At 63.3% G+C, this 18,204-nt stretch carries 16 protein-coding genes and 1 tRNA gene; 12 read left to right on the top strand and 5 right to left on the bottom strand.

Annotated elements, in window-relative coordinates:
- The first annotated feature begins 1 nt into the window (after position 1).
- Positions 2–78, top strand: a tRNA-Ile gene (locus IMX18_RS22420).
- A gap of 74 nt (positions 79–152) precedes the next feature.
- Here the strand turns inward: IMX18_RS22420 and nicB are convergent.
- Positions 153–1,091, bottom strand: a complete 939-nt coding sequence (nicB, locus tag IMX18_RS22425; RefSeq protein ID WP_015268713.1) for a 6-hydroxy-3-succinoylpyridine 3-monooxygenase — start codon at positions 1,089–1,091, stop codon at positions 153–155.
- Positions 1,092–1,560: 469 nt separating this feature from the next.
- Between nicB and IMX18_RS22430 the strand changes: the two genes are divergently transcribed.
- On the top strand, positions 1,561–2,022 hold the full coding sequence (locus IMX18_RS22430) for an Lrp/AsnC family transcriptional regulator (protein WP_015268712.1): 462 nt from the start codon (positions 1,561–1,563) through the stop codon (positions 2,020–2,022).
- A gap of 13 nt (positions 2,023–2,035) precedes the next feature.
- Here the strand turns inward: IMX18_RS22430 and IMX18_RS22435 are convergent, their stop codons facing one another.
- Positions 2,036–2,326 carry a hypothetical protein gene (locus IMX18_RS22435; protein ID WP_015268711.1) on the bottom strand — a complete coding sequence of 97 codons (291 nt, stop codon included), beginning with the start codon at positions 2,324–2,326 and terminating at the stop codon, positions 2,036–2,038.
- A gap of 600 nt (positions 2,327–2,926) precedes the next feature.
- Between IMX18_RS22435 and IMX18_RS22440 the strand changes: the two genes are divergently transcribed.
- From IMX18_RS22440 to IMX18_RS22480, 9 genes are all read left to right on the top strand, one after another.
- Positions 2,927–4,609: a flavin monoamine oxidase family protein gene (locus IMX18_RS22440; protein ID WP_025337446.1), complete on the top strand. Its 1,683-nt coding sequence runs from the start codon at positions 2,927–2,929 to the stop codon at positions 4,607–4,609.
- 14 nt (positions 4,610–4,623) lie between these two features.
- Positions 4,624–5,418, top strand: a complete 795-nt coding sequence (locus IMX18_RS22445; protein WP_061550895.1) for a carbon-nitrogen hydrolase family protein — start codon at positions 4,624–4,626, stop codon at positions 5,416–5,418.
- Positions 5,419–5,577: 159 nt separating this feature from the next.
- A complete protein-coding gene (pqqF, locus tag IMX18_RS22450) occupies positions 5,578–7,878 on the top strand; it encodes a pyrroloquinoline quinone biosynthesis protein PqqF (protein ID WP_217190213.1) in 2,301 nt (766 codons plus the stop codon).
- A gap of 158 nt (positions 7,879–8,036) precedes the next feature.
- On the top strand, positions 8,037–8,108 hold the full coding sequence (gene pqqA, locus IMX18_RS22455) for a pyrroloquinoline quinone precursor peptide PqqA (RefSeq protein WP_003243383.1): 72 nt from the start codon (positions 8,037–8,039) through the stop codon (positions 8,106–8,108).
- A 78-nt stretch (positions 8,109–8,186) separates the two neighbouring features.
- Positions 8,187–9,098, top strand: a complete 912-nt coding sequence (gene pqqB / locus IMX18_RS22460; RefSeq protein WP_015268707.1) for a pyrroloquinoline quinone biosynthesis protein PqqB — start codon at positions 8,187–8,189, stop codon at positions 9,096–9,098.
- A gap of 153 nt (positions 9,099–9,251) precedes the next feature.
- Positions 9,252–10,007, top strand: a complete 756-nt coding sequence (gene pqqC, locus IMX18_RS22465; RefSeq protein ID WP_003255592.1) for a pyrroloquinoline-quinone synthase PqqC — start codon at positions 9,252–9,254, stop codon at positions 10,005–10,007.
- Positions 10,004–10,279, top strand: a complete 276-nt coding sequence (gene pqqD, locus IMX18_RS22470) for a pyrroloquinoline quinone biosynthesis peptide chaperone PqqD (RefSeq protein ID WP_004375207.1) — start codon at positions 10,004–10,006, stop codon at positions 10,277–10,279. Before pqqC ends, pqqD begins: the two co-directional genes overlap by 4 nt.
- Positions 10,251–11,411, top strand: coding sequence for a pyrroloquinoline quinone biosynthesis protein PqqE (pqqE, locus tag IMX18_RS22475; RefSeq protein ID WP_137137861.1), 1,161 nt, complete (start codon positions 10,251–10,253; stop codon positions 11,409–11,411). Before pqqD ends, pqqE begins: the two co-directional genes overlap by 29 nt.
- On the top strand, positions 11,377–13,200 hold the full coding sequence (locus IMX18_RS22480) for a S9 family peptidase (RefSeq protein WP_217190215.1): 1,824 nt from the start codon (positions 11,377–11,379) through the stop codon (positions 13,198–13,200). Before pqqE ends, IMX18_RS22480 begins: the two co-directional genes overlap by 35 nt.
- A gap of 133 nt (positions 13,201–13,333) precedes the next feature.
- On the opposite strand, the gene IMX18_RS22485 is transcribed toward IMX18_RS22480, so the two are convergent.
- Both IMX18_RS22485 and IMX18_RS22490 read right to left on the bottom strand, forming a co-directional pair.
- Complete coding sequence (locus tag IMX18_RS22485) at positions 13,334–13,492, bottom strand: YqaE/Pmp3 family membrane protein (protein ID WP_009681539.1); 159 nt, start codon at positions 13,490–13,492, stop codon at positions 13,334–13,336.
- A 152-nt stretch (positions 13,493–13,644) separates the two neighbouring features.
- A complete protein-coding gene (locus IMX18_RS22490) occupies positions 13,645–14,925 on the bottom strand; it encodes an aspartate aminotransferase family protein (protein WP_217190218.1) in 1,281 nt (426 codons plus the stop codon).
- Positions 14,926–15,133: 208 nt separating this feature from the next.
- Between IMX18_RS22490 and IMX18_RS22495 the strand changes: the two genes are divergently transcribed.
- Entirely contained in the window at positions 15,134–16,057 is a 924-nt protein-coding gene (locus tag IMX18_RS22495) for a LysR family transcriptional regulator (protein ID WP_004375209.1), read from the top strand.
- 356 nt (positions 16,058–16,413) lie between these two features.
- Here the strand turns inward: IMX18_RS22495 and IMX18_RS22500 are convergent, their stop codons facing one another.
- Complete coding sequence (locus tag IMX18_RS22500) at positions 16,414–18,192, bottom strand: acyl-CoA dehydrogenase C-terminal domain-containing protein (RefSeq protein ID WP_054573689.1); 1,779 nt, start codon at positions 18,190–18,192, stop codon at positions 16,414–16,416.
- Positions 18,193–18,204 lie beyond the last annotated feature (12 nt).

The raw sequence follows: 18,204 nt of genomic DNA on the forward strand, positions 1-18,204 counted from the left end.
AGGGCCTATAGCTCAGTCGGTTAGAGCAGAGGACTCATAATCCTTTGGTCCACGGTTCGAGTCCGTGTGGGCCCACCAGAAAACTCAAAGGCCTACGTTGCAGAACGTAGGCCTTTGTCATTTCAGGGACTGCAGTCGTCATGTTCTCCTGACTAGGGCAACTCCTCTTGCTGGGCTATCCAGCTGTGTATGTACTGAAGAACCCGTGTCGCACCTTCGGCAGTTTCCACCAGCTCTATCGGCCGCTCACCACTGAGGAACTGATTGGGCTGCTCCATCCACTTGAACGCTGCCGCCCTGCTTCCGCGTACAGGAATGGCCAAATCCAGAATTTCCTGCAGCAGTTCAGGTTGTCCATACCAGGACTCCGGCTTGATGGTTGGTTTCCTCCCTGGAATCACTCTCGGTAGCTGACAGGCCGCAAGCTCGCCTGAATTGATGTGCTCTCGCTTCCAGTGCGCAAACTTGATCAGGTCGGTATTCGCCGAGCGGTTTTGCCCCGACGTCGGCACAACCACGCCAATCCGCACATCTGTGTGAGCACGAATCATCTGAAGTGCAGGAGCGATGTCAGTATCGTTGGTAACGATGACGGCATGGTCAACCTGCCCCGTGATCGAATCATGGTAAGCCTGGAGGGCCAGATTCACGTCGCTCTGTTTCTCCTCCACCTTCCAGGCCTGGATTTCCTGGCACTCACGCGGAGCCTTGTCCGGATTTTCAGGGTCGACGATCTTCACCTTCATTTTATTGACGGCGTAATAACCTTCGATGAGCTCTATTCGACCGTCATGCAGCTTGCGCAAAGCAGTGTGGTAGCGAGCTTGTGACGACACTGAATCGCCAGCACGGGCGACCGACTCGATGATCTTTGCCGTGAAATATTTGATCGAGGGGGATTCCAGGAGCCGCCATGCCCTGATCTGGCCATGGCTGTCCGTGACCAGTATGGAAGGCAAGATGTGCTTTTCAAAGAGAGGTAGCAGGTCGAGCCACTTGTACGGTGTGCCGCGCAAGCAGCCGTAGTAGAAGTTGTAGCCGTCGATATAGATACGAGTGCGCAGAGGCTCAGAATCAAGCTTTCTCTGCATTTTTTGCACTCCAGAAACGAAAAAACCGGCTTAAGCCGGCTTTTTCCCCCTCCAACCAGATGGTCATGCCACGCCGGTCGTGAGGGTTAGTTGTTGTCGGCAGTATTGCGCAATGAGGGAGCTGATGCAAGGTAGTAGGCTGGCATCCTCGTCCTCCGAAACACAACGTTCGTGAGAGGGCCATTCTCTGCTCAGGCATGGCTATCTAAACAGCTATAAATCGTTAGATTTTGTGAGCTCCTATTCCACCCTAGACCGCACCTCGACCTGCCGGACCAATCGAGCAGTTCTGTCATTGCGCCCGATGCTTACATGCCGGCGCAGCAGCTGTAGGAGCGGCCTTGTGTCGCGAAAGGGCCGCGAAGCTGCCCCGGGATTGCAGCACTGATGCAACGCATGGCCAACTGTCTACCCTTGCCCTGCTTACCGCAGGCTGGCTAGGCTAGCGGGTCAACCGTAGAGACTCGCCATGTCGGATTCCCGCTCCATCACGCTGGATGAAATCGATCGCCAGCTGATCGCCCTGTTGCAGATAAACGCCCGCGAAAGCGTCGCCACCCTCGCCCGCCAGCTGGGCATCGCTCGTACTACCGTCAACTCGCGTCTGGAGCGGCTGGAGAAGAACAAGGTCATCTCCGGCTATGGCGTGCGCCTGGGCCAGCGGGTGATGGGGGGTGGGCTGCAGGCGTATGTGGGGATCAAGGTGCAGCCGCGCTCGGGCAAGGAGGTGGTGCGGCGCCTGAGTGCCATGGGCCAGGTACAGCAGCTGTGCGCAGTGAGCGGCGAGTTCGACTATGTGGCCTGGCTGCGTACGGATTCGCCCGAGCAACTGGACCAGTTGCTCGACCAGATCGGCAGTGTCGACGGGGTGGAGAAGACCACCACGTCGATCATTCTCAGCAGCAAGGTGGACCGAGGGCAGCCGCTCTGAACCTGGCTGGCGGTCAGGCCTCCTGGCCGTCGAGCAGGCCTTCCAGAATCGCCGAAAGGCTTTCGGCGGAATGCTGCATCGACCAGACGATGTCACGGCTGCGCTCGGGGGCGTGATGCTGGGCATAGTCGGTGGCGATCTGATTGAGGCCACGGGCCAGCAGGCAGGCGTGGACCAAGGCGTCTGCGGCGTCGATGCCGGGGCGTATGGCGAATAATGGCGGGTGGCTGGTTTCGCAGTTGCAGAAGGTTTTTTCTGCGGTGGGTTTCAGTTTTTCGGGTTGGTCGGAATAAGTCTTCTTCATGATGCAGTTTCCAAATTGAGTCTTGAGAAAACCGCCTACCAACTCCTTCTCACGGGAAATAGGTGGCAGCCATGCACGGGGTGAGAACCGGCCAACTTGGAAATCCGGCCAGGCGAAAGCCTGCCCGCGCACAGCTGCCATGAAATAAGCCTTGGTACGAAGTTGGAGATGGGTTCTCACACCCAGTCGCCCGAACAGCGGCGACCCAGTGAAGTTAACGATGAGGCGTTTCCCACGCAGCCAGACCGAGGCTATAGCGGGCGTAGGGTAATTCTTTAATTCATGGCATGGGTGTAGGAACTGTCTGATCACACCCTGTGGGAGCGGGCGTGCCCGCGAACACGGGCGAAGCCCGTGCCATACACCGCGGGGGCTTCTTCGCGGGCTCGCCCGCTCCCACAGGGGGCCGATGCTGTGCTTGAGATGGGTAGGCTTCCTGTTCGTCATAAAGCAATCTTGTTTATACATTTCGACGATTCAAGCTACATTCAGACAACAATATGCACCTTAATAACGAACACCCCACTCCCTAAAATGGCCTCCAGGCATCTCCTATACTCAGGCTCCGCCCCTGCGCAGCCTCTCTGGCAAGGTCACTTCATGAACAAGAAAAACCGCCACCCCGCCGATGGTAAAAAACCCGTCACCATCTTCGGCCCGGATTTCCCCTTCGCCTTCGACGATTGGCTGGAACACCCCGCAGGCCTGGGCAGCATCCCGGCCGAGCGCCATGGTGAGGAAGTGGCAATCGTGGGCGCCGGTATCGCCGGCCTGGTGGCGGCCTACGAGCTGATGAAGCTGGGCCTAAAGCCGGTGGTGTACGAAGCATCCAAGCTGGGTGGCCGGCTGCGCTCGCAAACCTTCAACGGCACTGACGGGATCATCGCCGAACTGGGTGGCATGCGCTTCCCGGTGTCGTCCACTGCCTTCTACCACTACGTGGACAAGCTGGGCCTGGAGACCAAACCGTTCCCCAACCCACTGACCCCGGCCTCGGGCAGCACTGTGATCGACCTGGAAGGCCAGACCTACTACGCCGAAAAACCCACCGACCTGCCCAAGTTGTTCCACGAAGTGGCCGATGCCTGGGCCGACGCGCTGGAAAGCGGTGCCCAGTTCGCCGACATCCAGCAGGCCATCCGCGACCGTGACGTACCGCGCCTGAAAGAGCTTTGGAACAAGCTGGTACCGCTGTGGGACGACCGCACGTTCTACGACTTCGTCGCCACCTCGCGCTCGTTCGCCCAGCTGAGCTTCCAGCACCGCGAAGTGTTCGGCCAGGTCGGCTTCGGCACCGGCGGCTGGGACTCGGACTTCCCCAACTCGATGCTGGAAATCTTCCGCGTGGTGATGACCAACTGCGACGACCACCAGCACCTGGTAGTCGGCGGTGTGGAACAGGTACCGCAAGGCATCTGGCGCCATGTACCGGAGCGCTGCGTGCATTGGCCGGAAGGCACCAGCCTGAGCGGGCTGCATGGCGGCGCACCGCGTACCGGGGTCAAGCGCATCGCCCGCGCTGCCGATGGCCGCCTGGCGGTCACCGATAATTGGGGCGACACCCGTCACTACAGCGCCGTGCTCGCCACCTGCCAGACCTGGCTGCTGACCACCCAGATCGACTGCGAGGAATCGCTGTTCTCGCAAAAGATGTGGATGGCCCTGGACCGCACCCGCTACATGCAGTCGTCGAAGACCTTCGTCATGGTCGACCGGCCGTTCTGGAAAGACAAAGACCCGGAAACCGGCCGCGACCTGATGAGCATGACCCTCACCGATCGCCTCACCCGTGGCACCTACCTGTTCGACAACGGTGACGACAAGCCGGGGGTGATCTGCCTGTCGTACTCGTGGATGAGCGACGCGCTGAAGATGCTGCCGCACCCAGTGGAAAAACGCGTGCAACTGGCCCTGGACGCACTGAAGAAGATCTACCCGAAGACCGACATCGCCGGGCACATCATCGGCGACCCGATCACCGTTTCCTGGGAGGCCGACCCGCACTTCCTCGGCGCCTTCAAGGGCGCGCTGCCTGGGCACTACCGCTACAACCAGCGCATGTACGCGCACTTCATGCAGCAGGACATGCCTGCCGAGCAGCGCGGCATGTTCATCGCCGGTGACGACGTGTCGTGGACGCCGGCCTGGGTGGAAGGCGCGGTACAGACATCGCTGAATGCGGTGTGGGGTATCATGAACCACTTCGGTGGCCGCACCCACCCGGACAACCCCGGCCCAGGCGACGTGTTCGACGAAATCGGCCCGATCGCCCTGCCGGACTGAGACAAGGAGGCAGCATGCGTATCGCTCTGTTTCAGGGCTCGCCCAAGCCACTCGACGTGCCCGGCAACCTGCAACGGTTGCGCCACCAGGCGCAACTGGCGGCCGAACGCGGCGCCAGTTTGCTGGTGTGCCCGGAGATGTTCCTGACCGGCTACAACATCGGCCTGGCCCAGGTCGAGCGCCTGGCCGAGGCCGCCGATGGTCCGACGGCCATGGAGGTGGTGGAAATCGCCCAGGCGCACCGCATCGCCATCGTCTACGGGTATCCGGAGCGTGGCGATGATGGCGCGATCTACAACAGCGTGCAGTTGATCGATGGTCACGGCCGCAGCCTGAGCAACTATCGCAAGACCCACCTGTTCGGCGAGCTGGACCGCTCGATGTTCAGCGCAGGTGCCGATCACTTCCCGGTGGTGGAGCTGGATGGCTGGAAGGTCGGTCTGCTGATCTGCTACGACATCGAGTTCCCGGAAAACGCGCGACGCCTGGCGCTGGACGGTGCCGAGCTGATCCTGGTGCCGACGGCGAACATGTCGCCGTACGACTTCATCTGCCAGGTGACCGTGAGGGCGCGGGCGCAGGAGAATCAGTGCTACCTGGTGTATGCCAACTACTGCGGCTCGGAAGACGATATCCAGTATTGCGGGCAGAGCAGCATCGTCGGCCCGGATGGTAGCCTGCTGGCCATGGCCGGGCGGGACGAGTGCCAGTTGCTGGCGGAGCTGGAGCATGAGCGGGTGGTACAGGGGCGGGTGACGTTTCCTTACCTGAGCGATCTGCGCCAGGAGCTGCACCTGCGTAAAGGCTGACAGGGGCCGCTGTGCGGCCCATTCGCCGGCAAGCCGGCTCCCACCTCGACCGCACCGGTTTCAAGGCATGTGCATTCCCTGCGGGAGCCGGCTTGTCGGCGATAGGGCCAAGCCTGCCAACACAAATGGGTTAGCATGAACACCTGCCCCGGAGTTTCCATGCCTGACGCCACCCGCCACCTCACCCTCGCCAACGGCCTGCAACTGACCCTGCGCCACGCCCCGCGCCTGAAGCGCTCGGCCGCGGCCCTGCGGGTGCACGCGGGTAGCCACGACGCGCCGACCAGATGGCCCGGCCTGGCCCACTTCCTGGAGCACCTGTTCTTCCTCGGCACCTCGCGCTTCCCTCTGGACGACGGCCTGATGCGCTACGTGCAGGCCCTCGGCGGCCAGGTCAATGCCAGCACTCGCGAACGCACCACCGACTTCTTCTTCGAGGTCCCGCCCAGCGCCCTGGCCGGGGGGCTGGAGCGCCTGTGCCAGATGTTGGCCGAGCCAGACCTGGGTATCGAGCGCCAACGCCGCGAACGCGAAGTAATCCATGCCGAGTTCATTGCCTGGTCGCGCAGCCCGCAGGCCCAGCAGCAGTTCGCCTTGCTGCAATCGGCAGCGCCCGGCCATCCATTGGGCGCTTTTCATGCCGGTAACCGGCACACCCTGGCCTTGCAGGATCCTGCCTTCCAGCAAGCGCTCGGTGGCTTTCACCAGCGCTTCTACCAAGGCGGCCAGGTCACCCTGAGCCTGTGCGGCCCGCAATCGCTGGATGAACTGGAATTACTGGGCCGGCAGCATGCCAAGCTGTTCGCAACAGGTGAACGGGTGCCACAAGCTCTGCCACCGCCTTTATCGGCGACCGACACGCACCTGCTGTTCAGCCACGAAAACCTGCCGGCAGGTACCGAGCAGGCCCTTGAGTTGCTCATCGCCTGCCTCGGCGATAGCCGCCCGGGCACCTGGCTGCATGCGCTTCGCCAGCGTGGCTGGCTGCAAGGCTTCAAGGCCGAGGCGCTGTATGCCTTCGCCGGGCAGTTGCTGTGGCACATTGACCTGAAGCTGAGCGAGGACGCCTGCCCAGAGGAAGCCGATGCCCTGTTGCAGGGCTGGTTCGGCTTCATCCGCCAGGCCGCCCCTGAGCAATTGAGTGCCGAATTCGAGCTGCTGCAGCAAAGCCGCGAACGCAGTGCCAGCGCGCTTGAGCTGGCCCGCCGGGACAGCGCCGGCCAGCCGTTCAGCGGTTTGGACACACAAGGCTTGCAGGCGCTCCGTGCCCTGCTGGAAGGCCTGCCGGGCCGCGCACATGGGCATTGGCAACTGCCCGCAGTCGACCCCTTGCTCCTGGCCGACTTGCCTGATGCCAGGCCGCACCCGCTGCCAGCGGTACTGAAAGTCAGCGACCAGCTGCCTGGTGCTCGTCAGTACGCGGCGCTGTACCTGCGCTGGCATGTCCCTTCGCCGTTGCGCCAGCGCCTGCATGCGCTGCTCGAGCGCGCCTTGCACCCCCTGCAGGAGCGCTGCGAGCGCGTATCGGTGCAGCTGCAGTTCAGTACCGCTGGCGAATATTGGCAACTGCGCTGCGCCGGGCTGCCGGCAGCGGTATTGCGCACTGTGGAACAGGCCTTGGCACTGATGCTCAAGCCCCCGGCAGGAAGCTGGCTGCCGAGTTCGACGCAGCCTCCGGCACTGATCCCCATCCGTGCCCTGCTCAAGCAGCTACCCGACGCAGTTCTGGGCGCCGCGCCTGCACCTGCTCCGGCCTGCACCCTGGCACAGACGCATCTCGACAGCCTGTGGCAGCAAACACGCTGGCACGGCCTGGCTGCCGGCTTCGACGATGCCGCCCTGAACGCATTGGGCACCGTGCTGCAGCACTGCCCTGGCCAAGGCTCGGCGCCTGGCCCTCTGCCCGCCTGGGCCAAGCACCGTTGGCAACATGCCGAAGTACCCGGCAGTGAGCATGCCCTGCTGCTGTTCTGCCCACTGCCAGCGGCCATGGAAGCCGCTGGCCGCCTGCTCGCGCAGTTGCTGCAAGGGCCGGTTTACCAACGGCTACGGGTAGAACTGCAACTCGGCTATGCGGTGTTCAGTACCTTTCGTCAGGTCGAGGGGGTCGGCGGCCTGCTGTTCGGGGTCCAGTCGCCTCATGCTAGCCAGGTACAGATCCTCGACCACCTGCTCACCTTGCTGCGCCAGGGCGTTACCCTGGCCCCTGCCGCTGGTCAGGCCCTGGCCGCGCAATTCGATGAACCGGCGATGGGCAACGCCGAAGTCGCCGAATGGGCGTGGCAGACATTCCTGGCCACACAACCCGGCAGGCTGGATGCACTGCGCAGGTCTATCCTGAAAACGCGACAGACGGATCTGGACCAGTTTCTGAACCACTTGCTCGATACAGATTCCACTTGGCTATGCCTTGCCAACGCAGCCGCACCAGATGCTTCCTGGCTGGGTTCAAACCCATGATTGTTACGAAAACCGCAACGGAGTTTTCGAATAATTAACCTTTCGGTACAAATTTTTCTTGTAAGATAGCGCAATCCCAGCCATGGGAACCTCCAGCCATTGGCGGTACCCAAGTAGTAGCTGACAAACCCACCCCCTCATCCGGAAGGAGTAATTCCATGTGGACCAAACCTGCATACACTGATCTGCGCATCGGCTTCGAAGTCACCATGTACTTCGCCAACCGCTAAGCCCGGCTTACGGTTCAACGCCTCGGCCTGCCGGGGCGTTTTCGTTTTTTCGCTACGGTTTCTGCAGAGAGAGTGGCCATGTACATCCAGGTTCTCGGTTCCGCCGCCGGCGGCGGGTTCCCCCAGTGGAACTGCAACTGCGTCAACTGCAAGGGCTTGCGTGACGGCACCTTGCGGGCCACGCCGCGCACCCAGTCCTCCATCGCCCTGTCCGACGATGGCGTGCACTGGGTGCTGTGCAATGCCTCGCCCGATATCCGCGCCCAGCTCCAGGCCTTTGCGCCGATGCAGCCGGCCCGTGCCCTGCGCGACACCGGCATCAACGCCATCATCCTGCTGGACAGCCAGATCGACCACACCACTGGCCTGCTCAGCCTGCGCGAAGGCTGCCCGCACCAGGTGTGGTGCACCGACATGGTCCACCAGGACCTGACCACGGGCTTTCCGCTGTTCAACATGCTCAGCCACTGGAACGGCGGCCTGCAGTGGAACCGCATCGAGCTGGAAGGCAGCTTCGTCATCGACGCCTGCCCCAACCTGCGCTTCACCCCGTTCCCCCTGCGCAGCGCCGCGCCGCCCTACTCGCCACACCGCTTCGACCCGCACCCGGGCGACAACCTTGGCCTGCTGGTCGAGGACACCCGCACCGGCGGCAAGCTGTTCTACGCCCCAGGCCTGGGCCAGGTAGACAACAAGCTGCTGACGATGATGCAAGGCGCCGACTGCCTGCTGGTCGACGGCACCCTGTGGGAAGATGATGAAATGCAGCGCCGTGGCGTGGGCACCCGTACCGGCCGCGAGATGGGCCACCTGGCACAGAACGGCCCCGGCGGCATGCTGGAGGTGCTGGATGGCTTCCCGCGCCAGCGCAAGGTACTTATCCACATCAACAACACCAATCCGATTCTCGACGAAGACTCGCCCGAGCGTGCCGAAGTGCTGCGCCGGGGTGTGGAAGTGGCCTTCGATGGCATGAGTATCGAGTTGTAACAGCCAGATCGCACAAGCAACACAGCCCCTGTGGGAGCGGGTTCACCCGCGAAGAATCCCAAAAAGTGTATGGCACCGGCTTCGCCGGTGTTCGCGGGTAAACCCGCTCCCACAGGGATCGAGCCGAGACTCAGCTTTACAGGAGCCAGCCGAATGAGCGACGCACTGCCAATGTCCCCTGCCGAATTCGAGCAGGCCCTGCGCGCCAAGGGCGCCTACTATCACATTCATCACCCGTACCACGTGGCGATGTACCAGGGTCGCGCCACCCGCGAACAGATCCAGGGCTGGGTAGCCAACCGCTTCTACTACCAGGTCAACATCCCGATGAAGGATGCCGCGATCCTGGCCAACTGCCCGGACCGCGAAGTACGCCGCGAGTGGATCCAGCGCCTGCTCGACCACGATGGCGCGCCCGGCGAGGACGGTGGTATCGAAGCCTGGCTGCGCCTGGGCCAGGCCGTGGGCCTGGACCCGGACCAGCTGCGCTCCCAGGAGCTGGTACTGCCCGGTGTACGCTTTGCCGTGGACGCCTACGTCAACTTCGCCCGCCGGGCCAGTTGGCAGGAAGCGGCCAGCAGCTCGCTGACCGAGCTGTTCGCCCCGCAGATCCACCAGTCGCGCCTGGACAGCTGGCCGCAGCACTACCCGTGGATCGACCCGGCCGGCTACGAATACTTCCGCACCCGCCTGGGCCAGGCCCGGCGTGACGTGGAGCATGGCCTGGCGATTACCTTGCAGCACTACACCACCCGCGCGGGCCAGGAGCGTATGCTGGAGATACTGCAGTTCAAGCTGGATATTCTCTGGAGCATGCTCGACGCCATGAGCATGGCCTACGAGCTGAACCGCCCGCCCTATCATTCCGTCACCCAGGAACGGGTGTGGCACAAAGGGATCACCCTATGAGTTTCGACCGTAATCAAGTGCCAGCCTGGCGCCCCGGCTACCGCTTCCAGTACGAGCCGGCGCAAAAGGGCCATGTGCTGCTGTACCCCGAGGGCATGATCAAGCTCAACGACAGCGCGGCCCTGATCGGTGGCCTGATCGACGGCCAACGCGACGTTGCCGCGATCATCAGCGAACTCGAACAACAGTTCCCCGGTGTCCCGGAAGTGGCCGATGACATCGAGCAGTTCATGGAGGTGGCCCGTGCCGAACACTGGATCGTCCTCGCCTGAGTTACCGCCCACGCCCGCAGTCGGCCTGCCGCTGTGGCTGCTGGCCGAGCTGACCTACCGTTGCCCGCTGCAGTGCCCGTACTGCTCCAACCCACTGGACTTCGCAGCCCAGGGCCAGGAGCTGAGTACCGCACAGTGGTTCAAGGTGATGGCCGAAGCCCGGGAAATGGGTGCCGCGCAAATCGGTTTCTCCGGCGGAGAACCGCTGGTACGTCAGGACCTCGCCGAACTGATCGGCGAGGCCCGCCGGCTGGGCTACTACACCAACCTGATCACCTCGGGCATCGGCCTGACCGAGGCGCGCATCGCCGACTTCAAGAAGGCCGGCCTGGACCATATCCAGATCAGCTTCCAGGCCAGTGACGAGCAGGTCAACAATCTGCTGGCCGGCTCGAAGAAGGCCTTTGCGCAAAAGCTGGAAATGGCCCGTGCGGTGAAGGCCCATGGCTACCCGATGGTGCTCAACTTCGTCACCCACCGGCACAACATCGACAAGATCGACCGCATCATCGAGCTGTGCATCGCCCTGGAAGCCGACTTCGTCGAGCTTGCCACCTGCCAGTTCTACGGCTGGGCCCACCTCAACCGGCTGGGCCTGCTGCCAACCCGCGCGCAGCTGGAACGGGCCGAACGCATTACCAACGAGTATCGGGAAAAGCTCAAGGCCGAGGGCAACCCGTGCAAGCTGATCTTCGTCACCCCGGACTACTACGAGGAGCGCCCCAAGGCCTGCATGAATGGCTGGGGCAGCCTGTTCCTCACCATCACCCCGGACGGCACCGCCCTGCCCTGCCACGGCGCGCGCCAGCTGCCGGTGCAGTTCCCCAACGTGCGCGACCACGACCTGCACCACATCTGGTACGACTCGTTCGGCTTCAACCGCTTCCGTGGCTATGAGTGGATGCCCGAACCCTGCCGTTCCTGCGACGAGAAGGAAAAGGACTTCGGCGGCTGCCGCTGCCAGGCCTTCATGCTCACCGGCGATGCCAGCAACGCCGACCCGGTGTGCGCCAAGTCGGCCGACCACGGCATCATCCTCAAGGCCCGCGAGGAGGCGGAAAGCGCCCAGCTCACCATTGAAGAGATGACCTTCCGCAATGAACGAAACTCCCGTGTCATCGTCCGCGGCTGAGTTCAGCGCGGTCCAGGCAGTTGCCGCCGGCACCGACTTCGCCGAACTCAAGGTCAGCGCTGCGGGGCTGTTCTGGAACGAGTTTCGCCCGGCCGATGGTGCCTGTCGCATCTGGCACTGGCAGCACCAGCAGGCCCGCTGCCTGACCCCCGATGGCTTCAGTGTGCGTAGCCGGGTTTACGAATACGGCGGTGGCAGCTTTTGCCTGGGTGGCGATGGGCTGCTGTTCGTCAACGAAAAGGACCAGCAGGTCTATACCCAGGCCCTGGAAGGCGCAGCACCGCGCGCCCTGACCGATGATGCCAGCTGCCGCTACGGCGATGTGCAGTGGCAGGACGGCCTAGTGCTGGCGGTCGAGGAGCAGCATGGCGAACGGGTCGAGCATCGCTTGGTCGCCCTGGGTGAACAAGCCCGCGAAGTGCTCGCCGAGGGAGCCGACTTCTATGCATCGCCTACGGTAAGTTCCGACGGCCAGCGCCTGGCGTGGGTCGAATGGGACCGACCGGCACAACCCTGGACCGTCACCAGGCTGATGTGCCGCACACGTGATGCAAGTGGCCACTGGGGGCCCGCGCAATGTGTGGCTGGCGCCGACGAATCGCTACAGCAACCACGCTTCGATGGCGAAGGCCGACTTTACTGCCTGTCCGACCGCAATGGCTTCTGGCAACCCTGGGGCGAGGTCGATGGCCGTTGGCAGGCCCTGCCTGCCGAACCGGCGGACCACGCCGCAGCCCCCTGGCAACTGGGCACCAGTACCTGGTTGGCGCTGGGACCGCGAAGCTATCTGGCCAGCTGGTTCGAAGACGGCTTCGGGCAACTGGGCCTGCGCACTGCCGATGGCCGCCTGGAGCGTTTCGCCAGCGCCTACACACGCTTTCGCAGCCTGGCCATGGATGCCGAACACCTGTATGCCATTGCCGCCTCGCCGATCAGCCCGCCGGCGGTCATCGCCATCGCCCGCGACGACCACGAGGTCAGCGTATTGGCTGGTGGCGCCGAAGTGCTGCCGGCAAGGCATATCAGCCTGCCGCAGTCGATCCACTACGGCAGTGACGGCCACCGTGCCCATGGCTTCTTCTACCCGGCGGCCCGGTCGCAAGGAGCCGCACCGCTGGTGGTGTTCATCCATGGCGGCCCGACCTCGGCCTGTTATCCCGTGCTCGACCCGCGAATCCAGTACTGGACCCAACGCGGCTTCGCCGTCGCCGACCTCAACTACCGGGGCAGCACCGGCTATGGCCGTGAATACCGCCAGGCCTTGCACCTGCGCTGGGGCGAAAGCGATGTGGCCGATGCCTGCGCAGCGGTGGATTACCTGGCCGGACGTGGGCTGATCGACAGCCGCAAGGCGTTCATCCGCGGCGGTAGTGCGGGCGGCTACACCACCCTATGCGCCCTGGCGTTCCATGATGTGTTCCGAGCCGGTGCCAGCCTGTACGGGGTCAGCGACCCGGTTGCCCTGGGCCGGGCCACCCACAAGTTCGAAGGGGACTACCTGGACTGGCTGATTGGCGACCCGCTGCAGGATGCCGAGCGCTATCGCCAGCGTACGCCGCTGCTGCATGCGGGGCAGATCAAGGTACCGGTGATTTTCTTCCAGGGCGAACTGGATGCGGTGGTGGTGCCGGAGCAGACGCGGTCGATGCTGGCGGCACTGCAGGCTAACGGGATCGAGGCTGAAGGGCACTTCTACGCGGGGGAGCGGCACGGGTTCCGCAAGGCGGAAAACCTGGCGCATGCGCTGGAAGAAGAATGGAAATTCTATTGCCGGGTGTTGGTGAGCTGAGATTTTGGGGCCGCTTTGCGGCCCTTTCGCGACACAAGGCCGCTCCTACAAGGATCGCACAAGCCCGAATGTGGCGCTGTACCTGTAGGAGCGGCCTTGTGTCGCGATGGGCTGCAAAGCAGCCCCAAAAATCTCAGCGCTTGGCGATGATGTACACCGCATGCACGATCCCCGGAATGTACCCCAGCAAGGTCAGCAAGATATTCAGCCAGAACGCCCCGCCAAACCCCACCTGCAGGAAAACGCCCAGCGGCGGCAGGATGATGGCGATGATGATGCGTATAAAGTCCATGCGAGTCTCTCCTGAAGGGGTTACATCAGAGACTAGCCGCCCGCCACAGAGGTTCAACAGGCAAAAAAAACGCCCCGGGCCGAATGAAACAGGCCAAGGGCGATGCGCAGGAACGCCAGACGGTTCGTAGAATTCTCGATGTCACCAGGCCGCTAGGCTGGCATTTCGCGGCGGGCCTGCTGCTGGGCATGCAGACGGGCAAAGGCACGGGCCAGGCGCAGCAGCATTTCGTCGATGTTGCCCTTGCTCACGGTCAGCGCTGGCGAAAAACGCACCACATCCGCCTGCGGTGCGTTGAGCAACAGGCCTTCGTGCAAGGCAGCCGCCACCAGCTCGCGGGCCAGGTTTTCTTTCATCTGCAGGGCCCACAGCAGGCCTTGCCCGCGCACTTCGCCCTGGCCATAGCGCCCGGCCAGCCGGCTCAGGCCTTCACGCAGGTGGCGGCCGTTGTCCCGCACCTGGGTGAAGAAGCCAGGCTCCAGCACAGTATCCAGCACGGCCAGGCCGGCGGCGCACATCAGCGCGTTGCCATGGTGACTGCCTTCCAGTTCGCCAGGCTCGGCGCAGCACGCCGTGCCCCGGGCCAGCAAGGCCGCCAGCGGCACACCACCGCCCAAACCCTTGCCCAGCGTGATGATATCGGCGCGCACGCCGTAGGTTTCCTCGGCCAGCAGCGCGCCACAGCGGCCAATGCCGGTCTGCACCTCGTCGAGGATCAGCAGGATGCCCAGTTCGCGGCACAGCGTTTCCACACCCTTTAGGTATTCCTGCGTGGCCGGGATGACACCCGCCTCACCTTGGATCGGCTCGAGCATGATCGCCACGGTGCGCGAGTCCACCTCGGCGTGCAGCGCCGCCAAGTCGTTGAATGGCACCTTGCTGAAGCCAGGCAGGCCCGGTTCGCAGCGGTTGCAGGGCAGCGGGTCGGACGCTGACAACGCGCCCAGGCTGCGGCCATGGCAGGCCTGGGTGGCGGTGATGATGTGATAGGCGCCGTTGCGGTGCAGCTGGCCCCACTTGCGCGCCAGCTTGATCGCGCCTTCGCAGGCTTCGGCACCGCTGTTGAGCAGGTAGGCCTGGTCGCTGCCGGTGCTCTGGCACAGGCGGTTGACCAGCCCCAGCAGGCCACGGCTGTGGAAGCCCGAGCCCGGGTTGATCAACGCCTGGGCCTGGCTGCCCAGCGCCTTCGCCAGCACACTGGGGCTGTGGCCCAGGCTGTTGACTGCACCACCCTGGGTGAAGTCCAGGTAGGCATGCCCTTCGTTGTCCCACAACCAGGAGCCCTGGCCACGCACGAATACCTGCGCTGCGCGTTCGGTGCTGGGCATCAGGCGCTCACGCGACAGCTGCGGCGCTTCCGGCGCGATCACCGGCGCACGCTTGGGCTCGGCGACGGCGGCAGGGGCCGGGCGGCGCAGGTTGAACAGGTTCATCAGGGCTCCAACCAATCACGACAGGGGCGGTCACGGTGCGGCTTGGGTGCGGCACTCGATATTTTGCCTTGCCTATCAAAAGTGTTTTTCATCCGGGGTAACAATCGATCGATTCATCGCTGTAACCCTTTGGAATACGGCGATAGACTAGGCCTCGCGAGGGGTTTCGACCATTTCGTTTTTCCAGCATTTTCGATAAGTATCACTTATGGATTTCCGCCAACTGCGTTATTTCGTCGCGGTGTATGAAGAAGGCCACGTGGGCCGCGCCGCCGAGCGCCTGTCGCTGTCCCAGCCAGCGCTTTCCCAGCAGATACGCCAGCTGGAGCACAGCCTCGACCTGAGCCTGTTCGAACGCAGCAACAAGCGCCTGCTGCCGACTCTGGCCGCCCACACCCTGTACAACCACGCCCTGCCGTTGCTCGACGGCCTGCAGCGCGCCCACGAGGCCATGCGCAACTTCAAGGGCCAGTCGCTGCGTACCTTGGCCATCGGCGTGCTGCAGACCGTGCGGCCGAGCCTGGTGCCGCAGCTGCTTGAACGCCTGCGCAGGGCACAGCCGCACCTGGTGGTGCAGATCTACGAATTGTCAGGGCTGGAGATCGAACGGCGCTTGCTCAATGGCAGCCTGGACATCGGTATCAGTTACCTGCCGCCACGCCAGCCGGGGCTGCATGGTCTGCTGCTCTATGAAGATGAACTGCAACTGGTCATCCCCGCTACCCACCCGCTAAAGGACTTCAAGAAGGTGTCCATTCGCCAGGCCGCCGAGCTGCCCATGCTGATGCTGGGCGAGGAATTCCAGATCCGCCAGATCTGGCAGGCGCAACTGGCCAGCCAGGGGCGTCGGCCGCAGGTGCAGGCAGAGATGAACAACATGGCGGGGATTCTCGACAGCCTGGCCCATACCGCGCTGGCCACCATCCTGCCGGGGCGGGCCAAGGAGGCCGCCGAGGATGACCAGGGGCTGCTGTGGAAGCCATTGAGCGAGCCACGGGTACCGCTGAAGGTTGGCTTGGTGTTCCGCGATGCCCAACGCCAGCAGGCATCTGTGGAGCTGCTGCGCACGCTGCTGGAGGAAGAGACGGACGCCCGCCTGTTGGGTGCATCACCGCTGGATGTGCTGGGCTGAAAAAACACGCGCACAAAGAAAACCCCGCCGAAGCGGGGTTTTCCAGACTGTTTCCCTGTGACATCCGTATCGCCCCGCCATCCTGGCAGGTGTCCTTCGTCGTCATCCTTGATCTGTCCTTTGCGCTTCCTGCGCAACGTCCATGTGGTAAAGAATAACCGTGGATCCAATCTGAGAACAGTGGTGAAAAGTCACCACGTTGTGTAGGAAAAGGCTTACACGACAGGGGCCGCTTTGCGGCCCATCGCGACACAAGGCCGCTCCTACAGGGGAACGCATAGCCATTCGAGCTTGCGCGGTACCTGTAGGAGCGGCCTTGTGTCGCGATGGGCTGCAAAGCAGCCCCCCAAAATCCCTCAGAATTGCTCGGCATCCAGCAGGTACAACGACTCACTCCCCGCCTTCACCGAAGCCACCAGCGAATCCACCCGCGGCAGCAACCGCGCAAAGTAGAACTGCGCCGTACCCAGCTTGCCCGAATAGAACGCTGCATCCCCCTCACCCGCCTGCGCCGCCCGCGCCATCAATGCCCACATGTAGGCATAGGCGACATAACCAAAGGCATGCAGGTACTCGACAGAAGCCGCGCCAATCTCGTTCGGGTTGCCCTTGGCCTGTTCCAGCACCCACTCGGTCAGCCCGTCGAGCTGATCGAGACAGGCACCCAACGGCTTGGCAAATTCATCCAGCTCGCTACCTGCGCTGGCAATGAACTGGCGAATCTCGTCGGAGAACAGCCGGTAGTACGCCCCGCCACTGGCCACCACCTTGCGCCCCATCAGGTCGAGGGCCTGGATGCCGTTGGTGCCTTCGTAGATCTGCGTGATACGCACATCGCGCACCAGTTGCTCCTGCCCCCATTCGCGAATGTAGCCATGCCCGCCGAACACCTGCTGGCCGTGCACCGCGCACTCCAGGCCCAGGTCGGTGAGGAAGGCCTTGGCAACCGGCGTCAGCAGTGCCACCAGTTCTTCGCTGCGCTTGCGCACGGCGGTGTCTTCGCTGAACTTGGCACTGTCCAGCTGCATGGCCACGTAGCTGGAGAAGGCACGGCCACCCTCGATCAGCGCCTTCATGGTCAACAGCATGCGGCGCACGTCCGGGTGGACGATGATCGGGTCAGCGGCCTTGTCCTTGGCTTGTGGCCCGGTCGGGGCGCGGCTCTGCAGGCGGTCGCGGGCGTACTCCACGGCATTCTGGTAGGAGCGCTCGGCCGAGGCCAGGCCCTGGATACCAACGCCAAGGCGCTCGTAGTTCATCATGGTGAACATGGCCGCCAGGCCCTTGTTCGGCTCACCGACGATATAGCCGACCGCTTGATCGAAGTTCATCACGCAGGTGGCCGAGGCCTGGATACCCATCTTGTGCTCGATCGAGCCGCAGGTGGCCGGGTTGCGCGCCCCCAGGCTGCCGTCTTCATTGACCAGGAACTTCGGCACCAGGAACAGCGAAATGCCTTTCGGCCCCGCTGGTGCGTCCGGCAGCTTGGCCAGCACCAGGTGGATGATGTTCTCGGTCAGGTCGTGCTCGCCGCCGGTGATGAAGATCTTGGTGCCGCTGACCTTGTAGCTGCCGTCGGCCTGGGGCTCGGCCTTGGTGCGGATGATGCCCAGATCGGTACCGGCGTGCGGCTCGGTCAGGCACATGGAGCCGGCCCACACGCCGGCGTACATGTTTGGCAGGTACTTTTCCTTCAGCGCTTCACTGGCGTGGGCGTTAATCGACAGACAGGCGCCAGCAGTCAGCATCGGGTACAGGCCGAAGGACAGGCTGGAGGCGTTGACCATTTCCTCGACCTGGGCCGAGATGACCTTGGGCATGCCCATACCGCCGAACAACGGGTCGCCACCCACACCCACCCAACCGCCTTCGGCGTAGGTTTTGTACGCCTCGATGAAACCGGCTGGGGTACTTACTGCGCCGTTTTCCCAGTGACAGCCCTCTTCGTCGGCGGCACGGCTGAGCGGTGCGATGGACTTGGCGGTGACCTTGCCGGCTTCTTCCAGCACGGCCATGGCTGTGTCGGCATCGACAACCTCGGCCAACCCGGGCAACTGCGCCCACTGCTCGGCCACGTTGAAGACTTCATTCAGTACGAAGCGCATGTCGCGCAGGGGCGCTTTATATTCAGCCATGACAACCTCTCG

Source organism: Pseudomonas shirazica, from assembly GCF_015168335.1.
Taxonomy (GTDB): domain Bacteria; phylum Pseudomonadota; class Gammaproteobacteria; order Pseudomonadales; family Pseudomonadaceae; genus Aquipseudomonas; species Aquipseudomonas asiatica.